The sequence below is a fragment of the Mesorhizobium sp. LNHC221B00 genome (genome assembly GCF_000502935.1).
In the GTDB taxonomy this organism is placed as follows: Bacteria; Pseudomonadota; Alphaproteobacteria; order Rhizobiales; family Rhizobiaceae; genus Mesorhizobium; species Mesorhizobium opportunistum.
In genome coordinates this window covers 13,948-29,852 of record NZ_AYWR01000039.1, presented here as the reverse complement: position 1 = coordinate 29,852, position 15,905 = coordinate 13,948, and the positions used below count along the sequence as shown (strand labels likewise).

Below are 15,905 nucleotides of genomic sequence, written 5' to 3'. Positions count from 1 at the left end.
GGTCACTCCGCCGCCCACGGTGGCGCCGTTGCCGCCACCGCCGCCTGCGGCCCCAACCCAGCCCGACGGCCATCGCGACGCGGTCGTCTGGCTGGCGGTCGCGCCTGACGGCCAATCGATCTTGAGCGCCAGCACCGACCACGTAATCAAGCTGTGGGATGTTGGCGGCAAGCACTTGATCCGCAATCTCGGCGTCCACAAGGACATGGCTCGGACAGCGCTCTACATGCCCGACGGCACCAGCGCGCTAACGGCCGGCGACGACGGCGAGATCGTGCTGAGAAAACTCGCCGATGGTGCCGTGCTGCATGTCTTCCAGTCCGGCCAGAATGGCGGCGTCAACAAGCTGGCGATCAGCCCGGACGGCAAGCACGCCGTCAGCGGCCACGACACCGGCAACGTCATCGTCTGGGATCTTGTCAACAATTCCGTGCTGCATGTGCTGCCCGGGCACGACTGGTCGATCAGCGCGGTCGCCGTCTCGCCCGACGGCAAGCAGGCGCTCAGCGGCAGCATCGACGGCACGCTCAAGCTCTGGGACATCGACAGCGGCAAGCAATTGCGCAGCTGGCACGGCCACGAGCAGGGCACCTACGGCGCCGTGTTCACCGCCGACGGACATCATCTTGTCACCGGCAGCGGCGATTTGACGATCAAGGTCTGGGATCTCGACAGCGGCCGCGAGGTAAAGCGGTTCGAGGGTCACGAGGGCACCGTCTACACGCTGGCGCTGTCGGCCGACGGCAAGCGCCTGCTGTCGGGCTCGCTCGACGGCACGGCTAGGCTGTGGGATATGGAAACCGGCAACCAGATCGCCATGTTCGACAGCCAGACCGGCCCGATCTACGCGGTGGCATTTGCTCCCGACGGCACGGTGCTGACCGGCGGCTACGACCGCACCATCAGGGATTGGCCGGCCACGGGTGGCGATGGTGTGGTACTGTTTGCGGGAGCGCCGGGGTGAGAGTGGGACGGGCTATGGGGCCATAATCGTAGCCGTGCGGCCTCACCACAGGGGCGTGTTCATCCATCCATTTGCGAACGGAAATGGGCGCCATGCCCTTCATCCTGGCCGATGCCATGCTTGAGAAACTGTACCGCGTCGATCCCATCGATTGGGCCTCTGCGGCGGATCTGAATGAGCGAAAGGCGGGCGGCGTGTATCTAGGCATTTGAGGCAGCCGCCCAGTACGATATCTACCTATTGCTGGCTTTTGCCGGGCTGGCAGGAAAGTCGTGATCGCGTCCCATGTCCCACTCGTTTGCCATGGCCGACGCGGACGGGGGGCGCATTGTTGGGATGGCTCGGGCGTCCGCGTCAACCAGGGCGGCTCGTACCGCCGCAACCGCAACATGACACATTGCGGGGCGCTCGAAACTTCCGCGAAAGCGGAATAGGCAGGAGCTGCGGCGCGGATTCGGCGTTCTGCTTCGCGGGGCAATGACGCGAAACAGTTTTTCTTATCCGCTGCGTTCGAGCCATGAGACCAAGCAGGACTATCTGGGCTTCGGCGCGTGGATGTCTGTTGGCCGGTTCCTGATCCATGGCGACGCCAGCAATCGTTCGGCGGCGGAAAGCGACGCAAGCCCTGGCTTCTTAGTCGACACGGAAAAAATCGTCGTCGGCTAGATCAACTGCAAGTTCTGAGGCGACAAGCCGGCCACGCCCTTCATCGGTTCGCCCCTCGGTCGGCCGCCTGGATCGATCGGGCTGGCACGGAAGAGAGACCATGTTGATTGGACGGCTGCTCGCCAAGATAGAGCGCCCCGCCCAGAATGAGGAAGACAATCGCCACCGCCACCAATCCGACCGTCAATACGGCAATCGCCGTACCTGGACCGTGGCCTGTGTTGATGATGATGGACCGATGGGGCACCGCTCGTTCCTCCGAGATGAGGCAGGTCAGGAGACCTCGCGGCAAAACGGCGGCAAGGGCCAGATGTTCCCGGAGCAGGGCCTTATTCGGCCGTTTGCGTTTCCCTGTAGGACCAAGGTCTTAGCGGCCGAACGCAAAGGTCCGAGGGGCCCTGTTCGGTTCCGGCAATGTCCATTGGACGTTCCGTTATTTTAGTCAAACGACATATAATGGTGCGGCGCTGCCGGAGGTAGGAAAGTGTCAAAAAAATAGCCGACGAAGCTTTTTTACCGGCACTCGCGAGGCGAAAAACAAGGTCGTCGAGAAGCGGCAAATTCACCAACGGCTGATCGGATCAAGTCACGGCTCACGTCTCGTCGAACCCTCCCTCGCGGTTCAAATCACGCCTGATCGCGGCTTCTTCGTCGTCGTCGGGGAGGGCGTCGTCACTGTCCTGGTAGGCGTTGTCGTCGTCTTCCTCGGGCAGTTCGCCCTCTTTCTCCGTTCCGTAGCGCATGTCGCCATTTTCCGGCACTGAGTCGGGCAGGATCTGGCCGCCCTTGACCGCGTCCCAGTCCTGCTGCTCGATGGTCGGGCCATCGGCCTCGGGACCGTCTTCTTCCATGTCGGTGCGTGGTTTTTCGCGCGGTGCCATGCCGGCCTCCAACCCTTGAAAGGACTGCAAGCGAAACTCGGCGTGCCGCCATTTGTTCCCGCCTGATAGCGGTAGGGGTTGCGCCTAATGACCGCCGAAGGCTTGCGCGTCAGCCCAGCCACCACCATAGCGCTGCGACCACCGCCACGATCGCCGCGATCGTCAGCCCCAGCATGATGTAGGAGCCCTTGACGATATCGCGGATGATCTTCTTGATCGTCTCGCGGTCATTGAGGTTGGGGAACGGCTCGTTGGGCAGCGCCACGCCGAGGAATTCGCAAAGCGGAGCCCAGCCTTCGGTCACCTTGTAGACCAGCAGCTTCTGCGGCGGCACCGCTGCCATGACCTCCTCGACATAGGCGTTGTAGCGCGCCACAGCCTTGGTGCGGTCCTCCATTACACCGTTCAGCGTGCGACCCCACACCAGTTTCCTCGACATATCGCCGAATTTCCGGCCGAACGGCGTCAGCCACTCCAGGATCTTGAACTGCCAGACATTCTCGGTGAAGTAGATTGTGTCGATCGTGCTCTCGTACCAGGCTTCGGCGCCGCGAGGGTGGAGCGTCAGCAGTACCTTGGCATCGGGGTAGGCAACCATCAGTTCCTTCCACACGCAGCAGCCGGGATTGTCCACGGTGGCTGTATAGTTGGCGAACACACGGTTCCAGTCGTGCTGGCTGCCGGGCGCACTGTTGGCCACCTTGCGCCAGAAATCGAGATGACCTTTGTTGGCCTTGTTCAGGATTACTTCCTGCATGTGGTAGGAAGGCAGGCCGAGCCTGTTGAGCGCGGCAAAGGTCGACCACGTGCCAGTGCGGCCGAAGCCGGCCCCGATCAGCTTGAGCGTCATTTCCCCATCCCTCGGACTTGTTTTCTCCATTACCCCGGTCCGTGAGCATTAAATTGCTCCCGACCAAGCGGTCGCGCAACAAATTTCGCAAGCTGTTCCGGATCGGGCGATCACATAGTTGCGAAGTCGCTAAAATAATGAAACGTTGTGCGCGGGCAATGGGATTCAGGCAGGGGAGTCGTTTGAACCGGGGCGGTTCGGGCGATTTTGGGATCGATGTATTTTGGACATTTTCTCGTAGGGATGTCAGTTACGACCGTCGTTATCGCGGTCTGGACCTATCTGGCCACCGGTTCTTTCTGGGAGGCGCTCGCCTGGACGGTCGTGACATTGCTTATCCTGCAGGTTGGATACTTCATGCTCGTCGTGCGGCTGATCTACAAGCGCGCGCATCATGCCGCGACAAGCGAGGATACTGTGAACGTTGTTCCGCCGCTGCATCGGGATGGTGTCTGGTTCTGAAGGCTGACATCCGGGATCGATGATGCCAGGGTGGATCAGGAGTGCTTTTCGCTACCGGCCCTTCCATTCGCGGGTGCGCAGGTCAAGCCGGCAAAGGGCGCTATCAGCGCGATAACGACAAATGTCAGCCACGCCGCTCGATTGCTGGAACCAAGGTGCCAGAGCCGGCGTTTTCCTGATGTGACCGGTGAGGCTGCCACCTCCGCCGGCGCCGTTAAAGGCTCGTCCTGCTCCCGGCAGGGCGGGCCTTTTTCGTGCGAGGCGGAGGGTATCCGGGAACGACGCGGCGCTCTCCACGTTAGCTGTTGCTAAGGCAAGAGGCAGACCAAATGGAATTCACTCCGTGAAATAGTACGGTCCAGTGCGCTTCACGGTGAGAGTATGTTTTTGCGTATATCGTTCATAAAAAAAGTTTCATAAAATAATCCTCTGACGTTTTACGTGTGTAATCCATATATAATCACGATATTTTTAACAGTAGAAATTCTCATCAGTTTACCTGAATGAAGAATTTATTCCAAAAATCGAGATGGAACCTCGCGACGGTGCCGGAGTTTTCCTGCAGGGCGGGTTTGAGATAGCCAACCATGGAGGTTGTTATGAAACATTATCTTTCTACGAGTGCGGCTGCCGCGATCGTCCTGATGGGTGGTATTGGCACGGCCTTGGCGGAAACCGTCGTCGTGCAGCCACAGGATGAGACAGTCGTCCGCGAATACGTGCAGAAGGAGCCGCTAGCGTCGGTGAACCTTTTGGGCGTCGAACTCAAGCTCGGCTCGCCTGTGCCGGACAGGGTTGAATTGCGTGAGGTACCTAACGTCAGGTACCGCGTCGCCGTAATCAACGACCAGACCGTCCTGGTCGACCCCGACACGCGCGAGATCGTCGAGGTGCTGCACTGATCCGTGGCCTGGCCATGAAAGAGGTTGCGACACCGACCAATTGACACCAGCCCAACTCTTGGGAAAAGCCCGCCGCGGCTTCGTGGCGGGCTTTCTTTTGAAGCGAGCCTATTCGGCGGCGAGCTTGTCCTGCGTCTTCGTGTCGAAATCGCTGGCGTCATGGCGCTCGTGCAACTGCAGAGCCGGTTCGCCGAAGGCGCGGTTGACCATGCGGCCGCGCCTGACCGCCGGGCGGTCGTCGATCGCCTTCGCCCAGCGCTGCACGTGCTTGTATTCGTGCACCGAGAGGAATTCGGCGGAATCATTGTACATGCGGCCAAGCGCCAGCCCGCCATACCAGGGCCAAACCGCCATGTCGGCGATCGAGTAATCCTTGCCGCCGAGATATTCCGTTTCGGCCAGCCGGCGGTCGAGCACGTCCATCTGGCGCTTCACCTCCATCGAGAAACGGTCGATGGCGTATTCGAATTTTTCGGGCGCATAGGCGTAGAAATGGCCGAAGCCGCCGCCCAGATAGGGCGCCGAGCCCATCTGCCAGAACAGCCAGGACAGCACCTCCGCCCGCGCTGGCTGTTCGGTGGGCAGGAATTCGCCGAACTTTTCGGCGAGATAGACGAGGATCGAACCGGATTCGAAGACGCGCACTGGCGTGGCGCCGCTGCGATCCATCAAGGCCGGAATTTTGGAGTTGGGGTTGACGTCGACGAAACCGCTGCCGAACTGGTCGCCATCGTTGATGCGGATCAGCCATGCATCATATTCGGCGCCTTCGTGGCCGCGCGCCAGAAGCTCCTCCAGCATGACAGTCACCTTGACGCCGTTCGGCGTCGCCAGCGAATAAAGCTGCAGCGGGTGCTTGCCGACGGGCAATTCCTTGTCATGCGTCGGCCCGGCGATCGGCCGGTTGATGCTGGCGAAGGCGCCGCCACTCGGCTTGTTCCAGGTCCATACTTTCGGCGGGGTATAGTCGGTCATGTCGGGCCTCGGGCGTGGGAGGTTGTGAAAGGATGGGCAGGTCCGTTTACAACTAGGGCTGCCAACGACGAAGTTCAACTTGCGTTGAACTAATGTCGATGTCGATGATGCGCTTCCCGTTCCTACGGAGAGGGGAAGCGCCACCGCTCCACCCCTTGCACCATCCCCTCCAAGGCATACCTATAGAACAAGTCGCCAGGGCATTCGCATCGCAGGACAAAATCATGACCGCCAATCCCAATCCGCGCTCCGTCGTTGCCGTGCGCGCCACCGTTCCGGAAGACGCCTTCACGGCGGGCGCGCTGGGCACGCTCAGGGAAGGCAGCGGCGTCGTCATCCGCGACGATGGGCTGGTGCTGACCATCGGCTATCTCATCACCGAGGCCGAGGAGGTCTGGCTGACCACACATGACGGCCGTGTCGTCCCCGCGCATGCGCTGGCATACGACCAGGAATCGGGCTTCGGCCTGGTCCAGGCGCTGGCGCCGACCGGCTTGCCGGCGGTGGCGCTGGGCGACGCCGGCAAGGCCAGGATCGGCGACGCGGTCGTACTTGCCGACGGCATCGGCCGGGCCGTCGAGGCCAGGATCGTCACCAAGCAGGAATTCGCCGGCTATTGGGAGTATCTGCTCGATGAGGCGATCTTCATCGCGCCCGCGCATCCGTCCTGGGGCGGCGCGCCGCTGTTCGGCGCCGATGGCGCGCTGCTCGGCATCGGCTCGTTGCGCCTGCAGATGAGCCGCGCCGGCGAGGTCGCCGATATAAACATGATCGTGCCGATCGATCTTTTGCCGCCGATCCTCGACGATCTCCTGACGCGCGGCCAGGTGGCCAAGCCGCCGCGGCCCTGGCTTGGCGCCCTGTCGGCCGAAAGCGACGGCCAGGTGGTGGTGATGAGCGTGACCGAAGGCGGCCCGGCCGCCAAGGCCGGCCTGCGCGAGGGCGACGTCATCTCCGAGGTCCGCGACGGCGCGGTCGATGGGCTCGCCGATTTCTATCGCAAGCTGTGGGACAGCGGCTCGGCTGGCGCCGAGATCCCGATGCGGGTGGTGCGCGACGGCCGCGAGACCTGGCTGCGCGTCAAATCCGCCGACCGCGGCAGTTTCCTGAAAAAACCGCAGCTGCAGTAGGCCTTACGATTGCGGCCAGGCGATGCATCCAAGACTGCTCAAGACCTTCCTCGCCGTGGCGCGAACCCGCAACATCACGCGCGCCGCCGAGGCCGTTCATCTCGCACAGTCGAGCGTCAGCGACCAGGTCCAGTCGCTTGAGGCCGAGCTTGGCGCCGCCTTGTTCACGCGTTCGAAGGGCGGCCTGGAGCTGACCCCGGCGGGACTGGCGTTGAAGCCCGTCGCTGAAGAGCTGTTGCGGCTCGACGCAGAGGCGCGTGCGGCTGTGCAGGCGGCGGTCGGGCAGACGAGCGGGCAGGTGACCGTCGGTGCGCTGGAGACGATCGCCTCGGCTCGGCTGGCGCCGTGGCTGCCCGGGTTCCAGGCCCGCCACCCCGGCATCATCGTGCGGATGAAGGTGGCAGGCAGCGGCGCGCTGCTGCGCCAGCTGGAGGACGGCGATATCGATGTCGTCTTCTGCTTCGAGCCTCGCCATTTCGCGAAGGACGCTTCCGATCAGCGTTTCGCCAGGCGCACGATAATGGCCGAACCGCTGGTGCTGGTCGCGGCTCCGGGGCAGGGCACCACTCCAGGCGACATTGCCACGCTCGCCAAACTGCGGTTCGTGGCGACCGAGCCCGGATGCATCTACCGGCACATGGTCGACACTGCCTTTGTCGAGGCGGGTGTCGATGCGCCAGAAATTGCCGCCGAAGTCGGCAGCATCGGCGTCATTGCGCGGTTGGTGGCCGCCGGCGCGGGTTTCGGCCTCGTTCCACGCATTGCTGTCAGCGATGCGATCGCACGTGGCGACATCGTCGAACTGCCATGGCCCGGTTCGGCGCGGGCGGCGCCGCTGACGATGATCTGGCGACGCCGGCGCATCCAGCCGGCGGCGCTCCGGCAATTGCTTGCCGCCGCCCGCGATACGCTTGTGCCAACTGAGCGTTCAGGAGCTGAATCGACGAAACACTCCAATGCCTTGTTTGCAAACAGTTCCTGATGTCGGGCCATGTTAGGCCAGCCGATGCCCGCCCTCGACATGCAGCGTCGTTCCCGTCGTGAAGCCGTTGCCGATCAGGAAGAAGATGGCGTCCGCGATGTCTTCGGGCTGGCCGATCCTTCCGACAGGCAGCCGCTCGGCCATCGCACCAAGCATCTCGGCCTTGTTGTCGCCGGCGACCTGCGTCCAGATCGTGGTGTCGACCCAGCCGGGCGACACGGCGTTGACGCGGATGGGCGCGAGTTCCACCGCCAGCGCCCGCACCAGCCCTTCGAGCGCGGCATTGACAGCGGCAACGACCGAGCCGCGTGCGGCCGGGCGGTAGGCGGCGATGCCGGAAACGAAGGTCATCGAGCCGGCAGGTGTAAGTTGTGGCGCACCATGCTTGGCCAGCAGCAGCGGACCAAAGAGCTTGCTGTCGACCACGCGTTGCGCCGCCTCTAGGTCAAGCTCCGGCAGCAGACGGTAGGCGCCTTCGATGTCGGCGGCAGTGCTGACGATGTGGTCGAGCCCGCCGACGCGCGCGAACAGCGCCGCGACCTGGTCCTCCCGCGTGAGGTCGACGACGGCCACATCCAGTTTGTTAGGATTGCCCAGCGCCTCACGCGCCTGTTGCAGCCTGGTCTCGCTACGCCCGGCTATGATGACTTCAACCTCGCGCTCAACACAACGCCTGGCCAGTGCCAAGCCCATGCCGGAGCCGCCGCCGACGATCAGGATTTTCTGTTTTGAAATGCTCATTTCGCTCTGCCTTTGCTTGGAGGGACAAGGGCAGGGGATTGGCAGGTCAGGGCGCCAAGGGGAAACGGGAGAAACCGATGGGGTAATCGGAGATGCCGATGGTGCCAGCCGCGGAGCGGTCTCGTTCAGCGCACCAGGGGCTGTCCCAGACGACGAACACCGGCAGCACCGCCGCCGGTCTGACGCCGGCCGGAGGCAGGGCGCCCCTTATTCCTGGCAAGCGGTGAAGGCGTCGCCCGAATTCCATTCCTTGAAGGCAACGATCCGGCCTTCAGCCGACACGGTCTTGTGCTTCGTGCTGCCGTCCGGCTGCTGCTTCGAGCTGGTGCCCTTGCCGGTCAGCACATTGTAGTCACAGGCGCTGGCGACATTCTCCTTGAGGTAATCCTGCGAATCATAGGCGAAGCCGGCAACGATGAAGGCGCCGTTGCGGTAGGCGATGGTCAGCGTCTGGTTGGTGCGTTCGCTGCCGATCGGCGGTGCCGGCAGATAGAATTTGATCGAGCCGTTGGGCAGCATCGTCAGCTCCGGCTCGGTGTCGGAGTTCTCGTAGCCCGGCCGGTCGTAACCGTTCCACTCGCCACCGATCTGTTCGTGCACGGTTTCGACCGGCTTGAGGTAATTGTGCTCTTTGTCCCTGAGAAAGAAATGGATGTCCATCGGATCGGAGGGCTCGGTCTCGACCACCATGGCAAGGTCCGGCGCACCGTCGCCGTTGAAGTCACCGGTCAGCGCGGTGATGATCTTCCGGGTTTCGATCGGTTCGGCCAGCGCCATGGTGGGGAGCAGGAAAGCAAGGGCGAAGAGCAGGCATCGCATGGCGTGTTCCGAGGGTGGGAGGGAGACGCGTCCGACAGGACCATGGCAGGTCTTGCGGGATTTACAGCAGGGCGGGCGATCGTGCGTTGCCTTGCGCAACGAAACGCGAGGCTGCTCATTCTCCGCAGTCGGTAAAGCTGGCCCCGCTATCCCACTCGGCGATCGGCACGACCTTGCCTTCCACCGCCACGGTCCTGTGCAGACGGGTGCCATCCGGCTGCATCTTGCTGCTTTTGCCCTTGCCGGTCAGCAGATTGTAGTCGCAGTCGCTGGCGACATTGTCCTTCATGTAGTCATGATAGTCATAGGAAAAGCCGGCGACGACGAAGCCATTGTTGCGCCAGGCGATTGTCAGCGTCTGGTCGGTCCGCGCGCCGTTGGACGGTATCCCCGGTATGTAGAGCTTGATCGAGCCGTTTGGCAGCGCGGTCAGCTCCGGCTCGATGTAGGACGCCTCATAGCCCGGCCGGTCGTAACCGTTCCACTCGCCATACATCTGCTCCTGCACGATGCCAGCAGGCTTGAGAAAATTATGTTCCTTGTCCCTGAGGAAAAAATGCATGTCCATGGCAGCGCCAGGTTCGGTCTCGACGATCATCGCCAGGTCGATGGCGCCGTCGCCGTTCCAGTCGCCGGCGGCCGCGGTGATGATTTTCTGGGTTTCGATCGGTTCGGTGAGGGCGGCTGTCGGGAGCACCAGGGCAAAAGCGAGGAGCAGACATTTCATGGCGCGTTCCCCGAGTGTGGCACCGGCTGTGGTACAGCACGGCGCGGGGAGGCGCCAGCGCTTCCGCTTTTCCCTGGAGGAGCGGCAAGGTGTGCTAGTCGCGTTCCGCGCTGGCAAACACGATCAGGTTCCCATCCGGGTCGCGCATGCGCATGATCCAGAAATGGTCGGCTTTCTCGATAGGACCGGGTTCGAGGCCCGTATCCACCAGCCTCAGCCGCTCGGGCGCCAGTGGCAGCACGCCGATCGTCAGCGTCGAGGTGCCGGCCTTGTCCTCGAAGAGCTGCACCTCGGCGCTGTCGCTGAACTGCCATTCGGCCAGCCCAGGCATCGGCCGGCGCAGCGGCGCCTTGCCGAAGAGTTTTTCGTACCAGCCGATGCTGGCTTCGAGATCGGAGCAGCTGACATGGGCGAAAATTGTCTGGATCGCCATCGGAACCTCCATCCGGCGGTTGCACTGATGCCGGAACGCGGCGATGGGTGGTGCCGTTCCGCTGACTGGCGCCGATGCGTCGGCTGCTGACGAAAACTGGCCGTGGGTTATGCCATGATGCTGGTCGATGAGGGGACGATGGTGGCAGGCGACATGGTGGCACAAGCGACAATCGCATTGAATGGACAGGCCCGCTGATGGCGCCGGTCAAGGTCGATCCCGACAAGGTCCGGGAATTCCCCGACGCGGCCAGCTTCTACGCCTGGCTCGGCCGGCACCATGCCACGGAAACCGAGGTGTGGATCAAGGTGCACAAGGTGGGTTCGGGGCTGAAGTCAATCACGCCGAAGGAAGCCATCGATGTCGTGCTGTGCTTCGGCTGGATCGACGCAGTGCGTAAAGGGCTGGACGAGAAAAGCTTTCTGCAGCGCTACACGCCGCGTGGCAGAAAGAGCATCTGGAGCAAGATCAATATCGACAATGTCGCACGGCTCATCGAGGAGGGCCGCATGACCGAGCATGGGCTGAAACAGATCGAGGCAGCCAAGGCCGATGGGCGCTGGGCGCGCGCCTATGGCGGCAGCCGGGAGGTGAAGATCCCCGACGATCTGCAGGCGGCGATCGACGCCGAGCCGGCCGCGAAGGCGATGCTGGAAAAACTCAGCGCGCAGAACCGCTTCGCGCTCGCCTTTCGCACCCACAACATGAAGACCGAGGCTGGCCGCAAAAAGAAGATCGAGGCCTTCGTCGAAATGCTGAATCGCGGCGAGACGATCCATCCGCAGGGGAAGAAGTAGGCGTTCAGGCGAGAACGCGGGTTGGCGTTTGGGGCGGCAAGGGCGCTGACGACGATGCCCGGGCAGGGTAGTCCAGCCGAGACATAGCCGGGATCGACCATGCACCTTGCACACAAAGTCGCTCTCGCTTTGCGCGAGTGGCGGCCTTTCCCTGGGAGGAAGTCAGAGAGAAGTCGCTGTCACTGGTTGAGATCGACCGGTGTCACGCCCAGAAGTTTCAGGGCGTTGGCGTAGGCCCGGATGCCTTGCGCCTGCTTGCGCTCGGCACAAAACCGGTTCGCCTTGTCCTGGAGCGCCGTTGCCTCGGCGATCTCATTGGGATTGGCGCGGGGCTCGGCTTGGGTCTGGATGACGCTGTCGAGTTGAAGACCGAGCCGGCAGCAATATTCGCTCCGGGTCACCGCCGCTTCCGCACCCGACTGTGCGACCGCAAGCATGGCGAGCGAAACGCCCGCGAGGGCAACCATCCATCGGGTTGAACGTCGTTGCATTTTCGGGATCATCTCATTGCGCCGTGTGGCGGCCGCTGTCCGGCTGCCACGGGATGGTTATCGCAGACGATCTTTTCGCCAGTTTTTCCGGCGTGTTGAATCTTGTTTCTGGAGTGTTTCTGGCTCTCACCCTCCCCCTTGTGGGGAGGTCGCTCCGCGCAGCGGAGCGGGGCGGGGGACTTTTTAGCTTTGGCGCCGCACCCCCACCCCGTCGCACCGGCCTTGCTTCGCAACACCGATGCGCCGACCCTCCCCACAAGGGGGAGGGTGAAGCACTGCGGCGCTTGTGCCTCTTCCTTTGCCGCCATCCTTCGCGTAAGGCGCCGGGCAAATCCTTTCAGCGCAGGCACAGTCCGGAAACCGCATGATCAGACTTGAAAGCATCAGCAAGCAGAATGGCCGTCAGCTTGTCTTCATCGAGGCGTCGGCCTCCCTGCAGAAGGGCGAGAAGATTGGTCTTGTCGGGCCCAATGGCGCCGGCAAGACGACGCTGTTTCGCATGATCACCAGCCAGGAGCAGCCGGATGAGGGCCAGGTGCAGGTCGATCGCGGCGTCACCATCGGCTATTTCAGCCAGGATGTCGGCGACATGGCGGGCCACAGCGCCGTCGCAGAGGTGATGAACGGCGCCGGGCCGGTGAGCGACGTGGCGGCCGAAATGGCGGAACTCGAGGCTGCCATGGCCGACCCCGACCAGGCCGACCGGATGGACGAGATCATCGAGAAGTACGGAGAAGCGCAGCATCGCTTCGAGGAGCTCGACGGCTATGCGCTCGACGGCCGGGCGCGTGAGGTGCTGGACGGTCTCGGCTTTTCGCAGGAGATGATGGACGGCGATGTCGGCAAGCTGTCCGGCGGCTGGAAGATGCGCGTCGCGCTGGCGCGCATCCTGTTGATGCGGCCCGACGTCATGCTGCTCGACGAACCGTCGAACCATCTCGACCTGGAAAGCCTGATCTGGCTGGAGCAGTTCCTGAAGGGCTACGACGGCGCGCTGCTGATGACCTCGCACGACCGCGAGTTCATGAACCGCATCGTCAACAAGATCGTCGAGATCGATGCCGGTTCGCTGACCGCTTATTCGGGAAACTATGAGTTCTACCAGCAGCAGCGCGCCATCGCCGACAAGCAGCAGCAGGCGCAGTTCGAGCGCCAGCAGGCGATGCTGGCCAAGGAGATCGCCTTCATCGAACGCTTCAAGGCGCGCGCTTCCCATGCCGCACAGGTGCAGAGCCGGGTGAAGAAACTCGACAAGATCGACCGCGTCGAGCCGCCCAAGCGCCGCCAGATCGTGAATTTCGAGTTCCAGCCGGCGCCGCGCTGCGGCGAGGATGTCGTGACCTTGAAGAACGTGCACAAGGCGTATGGCAGCCGTACCATCTATGACGGGCTCGACTTCCAGGTTCGCCGCCGTGAGCGCTGGTGCATCATGGGCGTCAATGGCGCCGGCAAGTCGACGCTGCTGAAGCTGGTGGCGGGCGCTTCTGATCCCGACGCGGGCACGGTGGCGCGGGGGCCTAGCGTGAAAATGGGTTATTTCGCGCAGCACGCCATGGAGCTGCTGGAAGGCGAGCGCACCGTGTTTCAGACGCTGGAAGACAATTTCCCGCAGGCCGGCCAAGCGCCGCTCCGCGCGCTCGCCGGCTGCTTCGGCTTTTCCGGCGACGAGATCGAGAAGAAGTGCCGGGTGCTGTCAGGCGGCGAGAAGGCGCGCCTGGTGATGGCGCTGATGCTGTTCGATCCGCCCAACCTCCTGGTGCTGGACGAACCGACCAACCACCTCGACATCGCCACCAAGCAGATGCTGATCGAGGCGCTGTCGCAGTATGAAGGCACCATGCTGTTCGTTTCGCACGACCGGCATTTTCTAGCCGCCCTGTCCAACCGCGTGCTGGAGCTGACGCCGGAGGGCATCCACACCTATGGTGGCGGCTACACCGAATATGTCGAGCGCACGGGGCAGGAGGCGCCGGGGCTGAGGAGCTAGACTAGGCGCTACTTCAGCGAGATGCTCATGCCGCTGAGATCGGCATTGACCTGCATGCCCACCTGTCTGCCTGTGAGTTCGAGCTGGGCGCCCTTGTCATTGGTCATGACGATCACCTGGGCGCCTTTGCCGATCGCGCCGCCACCGCCCGCCGCGCCGTAGACTCCGGTCACATCCCGGGCGCGCCGTATATGGCGCACGGTGCCTCGGAAATAGGTCTTGGAAACGCCGAAGGCGAGGCCGCCCGAGACGGCGCCGACCGAGATGGGATAGGTTTTGCCATGGAAGGTCAGCGTGCCTTCGCCGCCAGAGCCGCCGATGAAGAAGGCGGCTTTGTAGACGGCGAAGCGGATCGTGCCGCTGTCGGCATGCGCGGCGCTGGCAAAGCTGATGCCCGCGGTGGCGATGGCGGCAACCGCGATGGAACGCAATCCGGACGAAATGTTCATGATGAAAGCTCCTCAAAAGGCCGCCGCTTTGCCCAATCGGCGGGGCTGTCAGCGTCATGTCAAAGTTACAACTGAACAGTCTCGCCCGTCATTGGTTCCAAGCACATGGCTTGAATCTGGCTGCGAGAAGGTCGACACGAAGCGAGGTCTATGGCAAGCGCCAGGGCGGCACATCGCGTATACGTGATTGGCAAGGCGAAGCCGCCGGCCAGGCACGATCGCGCGGAATTTAGGATGATGCGATTCAAGGTGCGATTCAGGGGAAGAGCTTCAGGATGAGAATTGCGATGGGAATTGCGACGTCGGCATTGGCCGCGACGCTGGCTGGATGCGCGACCTCGCCGGTTGACTACGGGGCGTCGCTTTCGCAGCAGGACCAGAAATGGGCGTCGCCGCAATGCCAGCAGGCGCGGGCTGTGGCTTCGGACTACGAGGCGCGCGAAAAACACCATCCGGGGTGGGAATTCGTCGCGCTTGGCCCGTACGGTTTGGGGATCATCGCGGCCACCAAGGAGCACGAACAGAAGCAACGGAAGCTGTTTGCCCGCGAGGTGCACCTACAATGCTCAAGCCTTCCGCTGCCGAAGGAATTGGAAGGCGATTTCAGCCCTGCGAACGCACAGACTAAATATCCGTAGACACACTTTCATCGCGGAGCACCGTTGCAGACATCTGGTCAACTTGCGAGCATATCGCCATGGAAAAACCAGCCGCGCCCGGGCCTTTGCTGCAAATGGCGATCGAGCCCAAGTCGAGGGCCGATCAGGAAAAGCTGCATGTCGCCTTGTCGCAGTTGACGGCTGAAGATACGTCCTTCCACGTCAAGACCGACGAGGAGAGCGGCCAGACCATCATCGCCCACATAGGCGAACATGATCTGGACAACATAATTGATCGCCTGCGCCGCGAGTTCATGATCAACGTGAATGTCGGAGCGCCGCAAGTAGCTTATCGCGAGACGATCACCCGCACGCATGGGCAGGACTTCACACACAAGAAGCAGTTCGGCGGCACGGGCCAGTTCGCCCGCGTCAAGATTGTGTTCGAGCCGAGCTCGTACGATCCAGACTTGCTGTTGGCGTCCAGTATCGTCGGTGGTGCGGTTCCGAACGAATACATCGCCGGCATCGAAAAGGGGCTGCGCAGCGCTCTGTCGGCAGGGCCGTTCGCGGGCTTTCCGATGATCGGCGTCAAGGCGACGCTGGTGGACGCGGCCTGGCACGATACTGATTCCTCAGCTCTGGCTTTCGAGATCGCGGGGCGCGCCTGCTTTCGCGAAGCCGCGCCGCGCCTCGGCGTGCAACTGCTCGAGCCGATCATGAAGGTCGAGGTGGTGACGCCTCCGGACTATGTCACCAGCATCATCGGCGAACTGAACAGCCGCCGTGGCCAGATCCGGGGTCAGGAAACCCAGGGCCTCGCCGTTGTCATCAACGCGATTGTGCCGCTCGCAACCATGTTCAAATTGGAAGAGACACTCTTGTTGCGCTCGAACGGGCGGGCACGCCTGAGCGCTTTCTATGACCGATACGCTCCCGTTCCGTCGCCTGGCCGCGACCCACCGCCCGCAGCAGCCATGTTCGCCTGACGTCCGCTCGCGCGCTGTGGTCGCGATAATGTGCGAGGTTGACGCCAAAAGCGGTCAAGCT

Annotated in this window: 18 protein-coding genes and 1 pseudogene; 10 read left to right on the top strand and 9 right to left on the bottom strand. The window is 62.7% G+C overall.

Annotation, left to right across the window (positions count from 1 at the left end):
* On the top strand, window positions 1-964 hold a 964-nt coding region (locus X741_RS137785; protein WP_023780724.1), incomplete at its 5' end, for a WD40 repeat domain-containing protein.
* A gap of 477 nt (window positions 965-1,441) precedes the next feature.
* Window positions 1,442-1,630: a hypothetical protein gene (locus X741_RS137790; RefSeq protein WP_023780722.1), complete on the top strand. Its 189-nt coding sequence runs from the start codon at window positions 1,442-1,444 to the stop codon at window positions 1,628-1,630.
* A gap of 593 nt (window positions 1,631-2,223) precedes the next feature.
* Here the strand turns inward: X741_RS137790 and X741_RS137795 are convergent.
* Together X741_RS137795 and X741_RS137800 are read right to left on the bottom strand one after the other, a co-directional pair.
* The gene (locus tag X741_RS137795; RefSeq protein WP_031250691.1) at window positions 2,224-2,511 is read right to left on the bottom strand and encodes a hypothetical protein; all 288 of its coding nucleotides are present in this window, start codon (window positions 2,509-2,511) and stop codon (window positions 2,224-2,226) included.
* Window positions 2,512-2,620: 109 nt separating this feature from the next.
* Entirely contained in the window at window positions 2,621-3,361 is a 741-nt protein-coding gene (locus X741_RS137800; protein ID WP_023780720.1) for a sulfotransferase family protein, read from the bottom strand.
* Between the two features lie 243 nt (window positions 3,362-3,604).
* Between X741_RS137800 and X741_RS137805 the strand changes: the two genes are divergently transcribed.
* Together X741_RS137805 and X741_RS137810 are read left to right on the top strand one after the other, a co-directional pair.
* A complete protein-coding gene (locus X741_RS137805; RefSeq protein ID WP_023780719.1) occupies window positions 3,605-3,823 on the top strand; it encodes an exopolysaccharide production repressor protein in 219 nt (72 codons plus the stop codon).
* 599 nt (window positions 3,824-4,422) lie between these two features.
* Complete coding sequence (locus tag X741_RS137810) at window positions 4,423-4,725, top strand: DUF1236 domain-containing protein (RefSeq protein ID WP_023767210.1); 303 nt, start codon at window positions 4,423-4,425, stop codon at window positions 4,723-4,725.
* 108 nt (window positions 4,726-4,833) lie between these two features.
* Here X741_RS137810 and yghU read toward each other — a convergent pair whose 3' ends face one another.
* Entirely contained in the window at window positions 4,834-5,700 is an 867-nt protein-coding gene (gene yghU, locus X741_RS137815) for a glutathione-dependent disulfide-bond oxidoreductase (protein ID WP_023780716.1), read from the bottom strand.
* A gap of 224 nt (window positions 5,701-5,924) precedes the next feature.
* Here yghU and X741_RS137820 point away from each other — a divergent pair, with 224 nt between their 5' ends.
* Together X741_RS137820 and X741_RS137825 are read left to right on the top strand one after the other, a co-directional pair.
* Window positions 5,925-6,830, top strand: a complete 906-nt coding sequence (locus X741_RS137820; protein WP_023780715.1) for a S1C family serine protease — start codon at window positions 5,925-5,927, stop codon at window positions 6,828-6,830.
* Window positions 6,831-6,852: 22 nt separating this feature from the next.
* The gene (locus X741_RS137825) at window positions 6,853-7,812 is read left to right on the top strand and encodes a LysR family transcriptional regulator (protein ID WP_023780714.1); all 960 of its coding nucleotides are present in this window, start codon (window positions 6,853-6,855) and stop codon (window positions 7,810-7,812) included.
* Window positions 7,813-7,824: 12 nt separating this feature from the next.
* Here X741_RS137825 and X741_RS137830 read toward each other — a convergent pair whose 3' ends face one another.
* The 4 genes from X741_RS137830 to X741_RS137845 form a co-directional block, all read right to left on the bottom strand.
* Window positions 7,825-8,553 carry an SDR family oxidoreductase gene (locus X741_RS137830; protein WP_023780713.1) on the bottom strand — a complete coding sequence of 243 codons (729 nt, stop codon included), beginning with the start codon at window positions 8,551-8,553 and terminating at the stop codon, window positions 7,825-7,827.
* A 207-nt stretch (window positions 8,554-8,760) separates the two neighbouring features.
* On the bottom strand, window positions 8,761-9,372 hold the full coding sequence (locus X741_RS137835) for an FG-GAP repeat protein (RefSeq protein ID WP_031250688.1): 612 nt from the start codon (window positions 9,370-9,372) through the stop codon (window positions 8,761-8,763).
* Window positions 9,373-9,487: 115 nt separating this feature from the next.
* Window positions 9,488-10,099 carry a hypothetical protein gene (locus X741_RS137840; protein WP_023780711.1) on the bottom strand — a complete coding sequence of 204 codons (612 nt, stop codon included), beginning with the start codon at window positions 10,097-10,099 and terminating at the stop codon, window positions 9,488-9,490.
* A gap of 94 nt (window positions 10,100-10,193) precedes the next feature.
* Window positions 10,194-10,532, bottom strand: coding sequence for a VOC family protein (locus X741_RS137845; RefSeq protein WP_032928450.1), 339 nt, complete (start codon window positions 10,530-10,532; stop codon window positions 10,194-10,196).
* A 197-nt stretch (window positions 10,533-10,729) separates the two neighbouring features.
* Between X741_RS137845 and X741_RS137850 the strand changes: the two genes are divergently transcribed.
* A complete protein-coding gene (locus X741_RS137850; protein ID WP_023780709.1) occupies window positions 10,730-11,329 on the top strand; it encodes a YdeI/OmpD-associated family protein in 600 nt (199 codons plus the stop codon).
* Window positions 11,330-11,508: 179 nt separating this feature from the next.
* On the opposite strand, the gene X741_RS137855 is transcribed toward X741_RS137850, so the two are convergent.
* Window positions 11,509-11,820 (bottom strand): hypothetical protein, encoded by a 312-nt coding sequence (locus tag X741_RS137855; protein WP_031250687.1) that lies wholly within the window; start codon window positions 11,818-11,820, stop codon window positions 11,509-11,511.
* 364 nt (window positions 11,821-12,184) lie between these two features.
* Here X741_RS137855 and X741_RS137860 point away from each other — a divergent pair, with 364 nt between their 5' ends.
* Window positions 12,185-13,807, top strand: coding sequence for an ABC-F family ATP-binding cassette domain-containing protein (locus X741_RS137860; protein ID WP_023780707.1), 1,623 nt, complete (start codon window positions 12,185-12,187; stop codon window positions 13,805-13,807).
* A gap of 8 nt (window positions 13,808-13,815) precedes the next feature.
* On the opposite strand, the gene X741_RS137865 is transcribed toward X741_RS137860, so the two are convergent.
* Window positions 13,816-14,256 carry a hypothetical protein gene (locus X741_RS137865; protein ID WP_023767223.1) on the bottom strand — a complete coding sequence of 147 codons (441 nt, stop codon included), beginning with the start codon at window positions 14,254-14,256 and terminating at the stop codon, window positions 13,816-13,818.
* A gap of 275 nt (window positions 14,257-14,531) precedes the next feature.
* Between X741_RS137865 and X741_RS137870 the strand changes: the two genes are divergently transcribed.
* Window positions 14,532-14,894, top strand: a complete 363-nt coding sequence (locus X741_RS137870) for a hypothetical protein (protein ID WP_023780706.1) — start codon at window positions 14,532-14,534, stop codon at window positions 14,892-14,894.
* An 83-nt stretch (window positions 14,895-14,977) separates the two neighbouring features.
* Window positions 14,978-15,844 (top strand): annotated as a pseudogene (fusA, locus tag X741_RS137875) (elongation factor G); the annotation flags it as partial.
* Window positions 15,845-15,905: the final 61 nt, after the last annotated feature.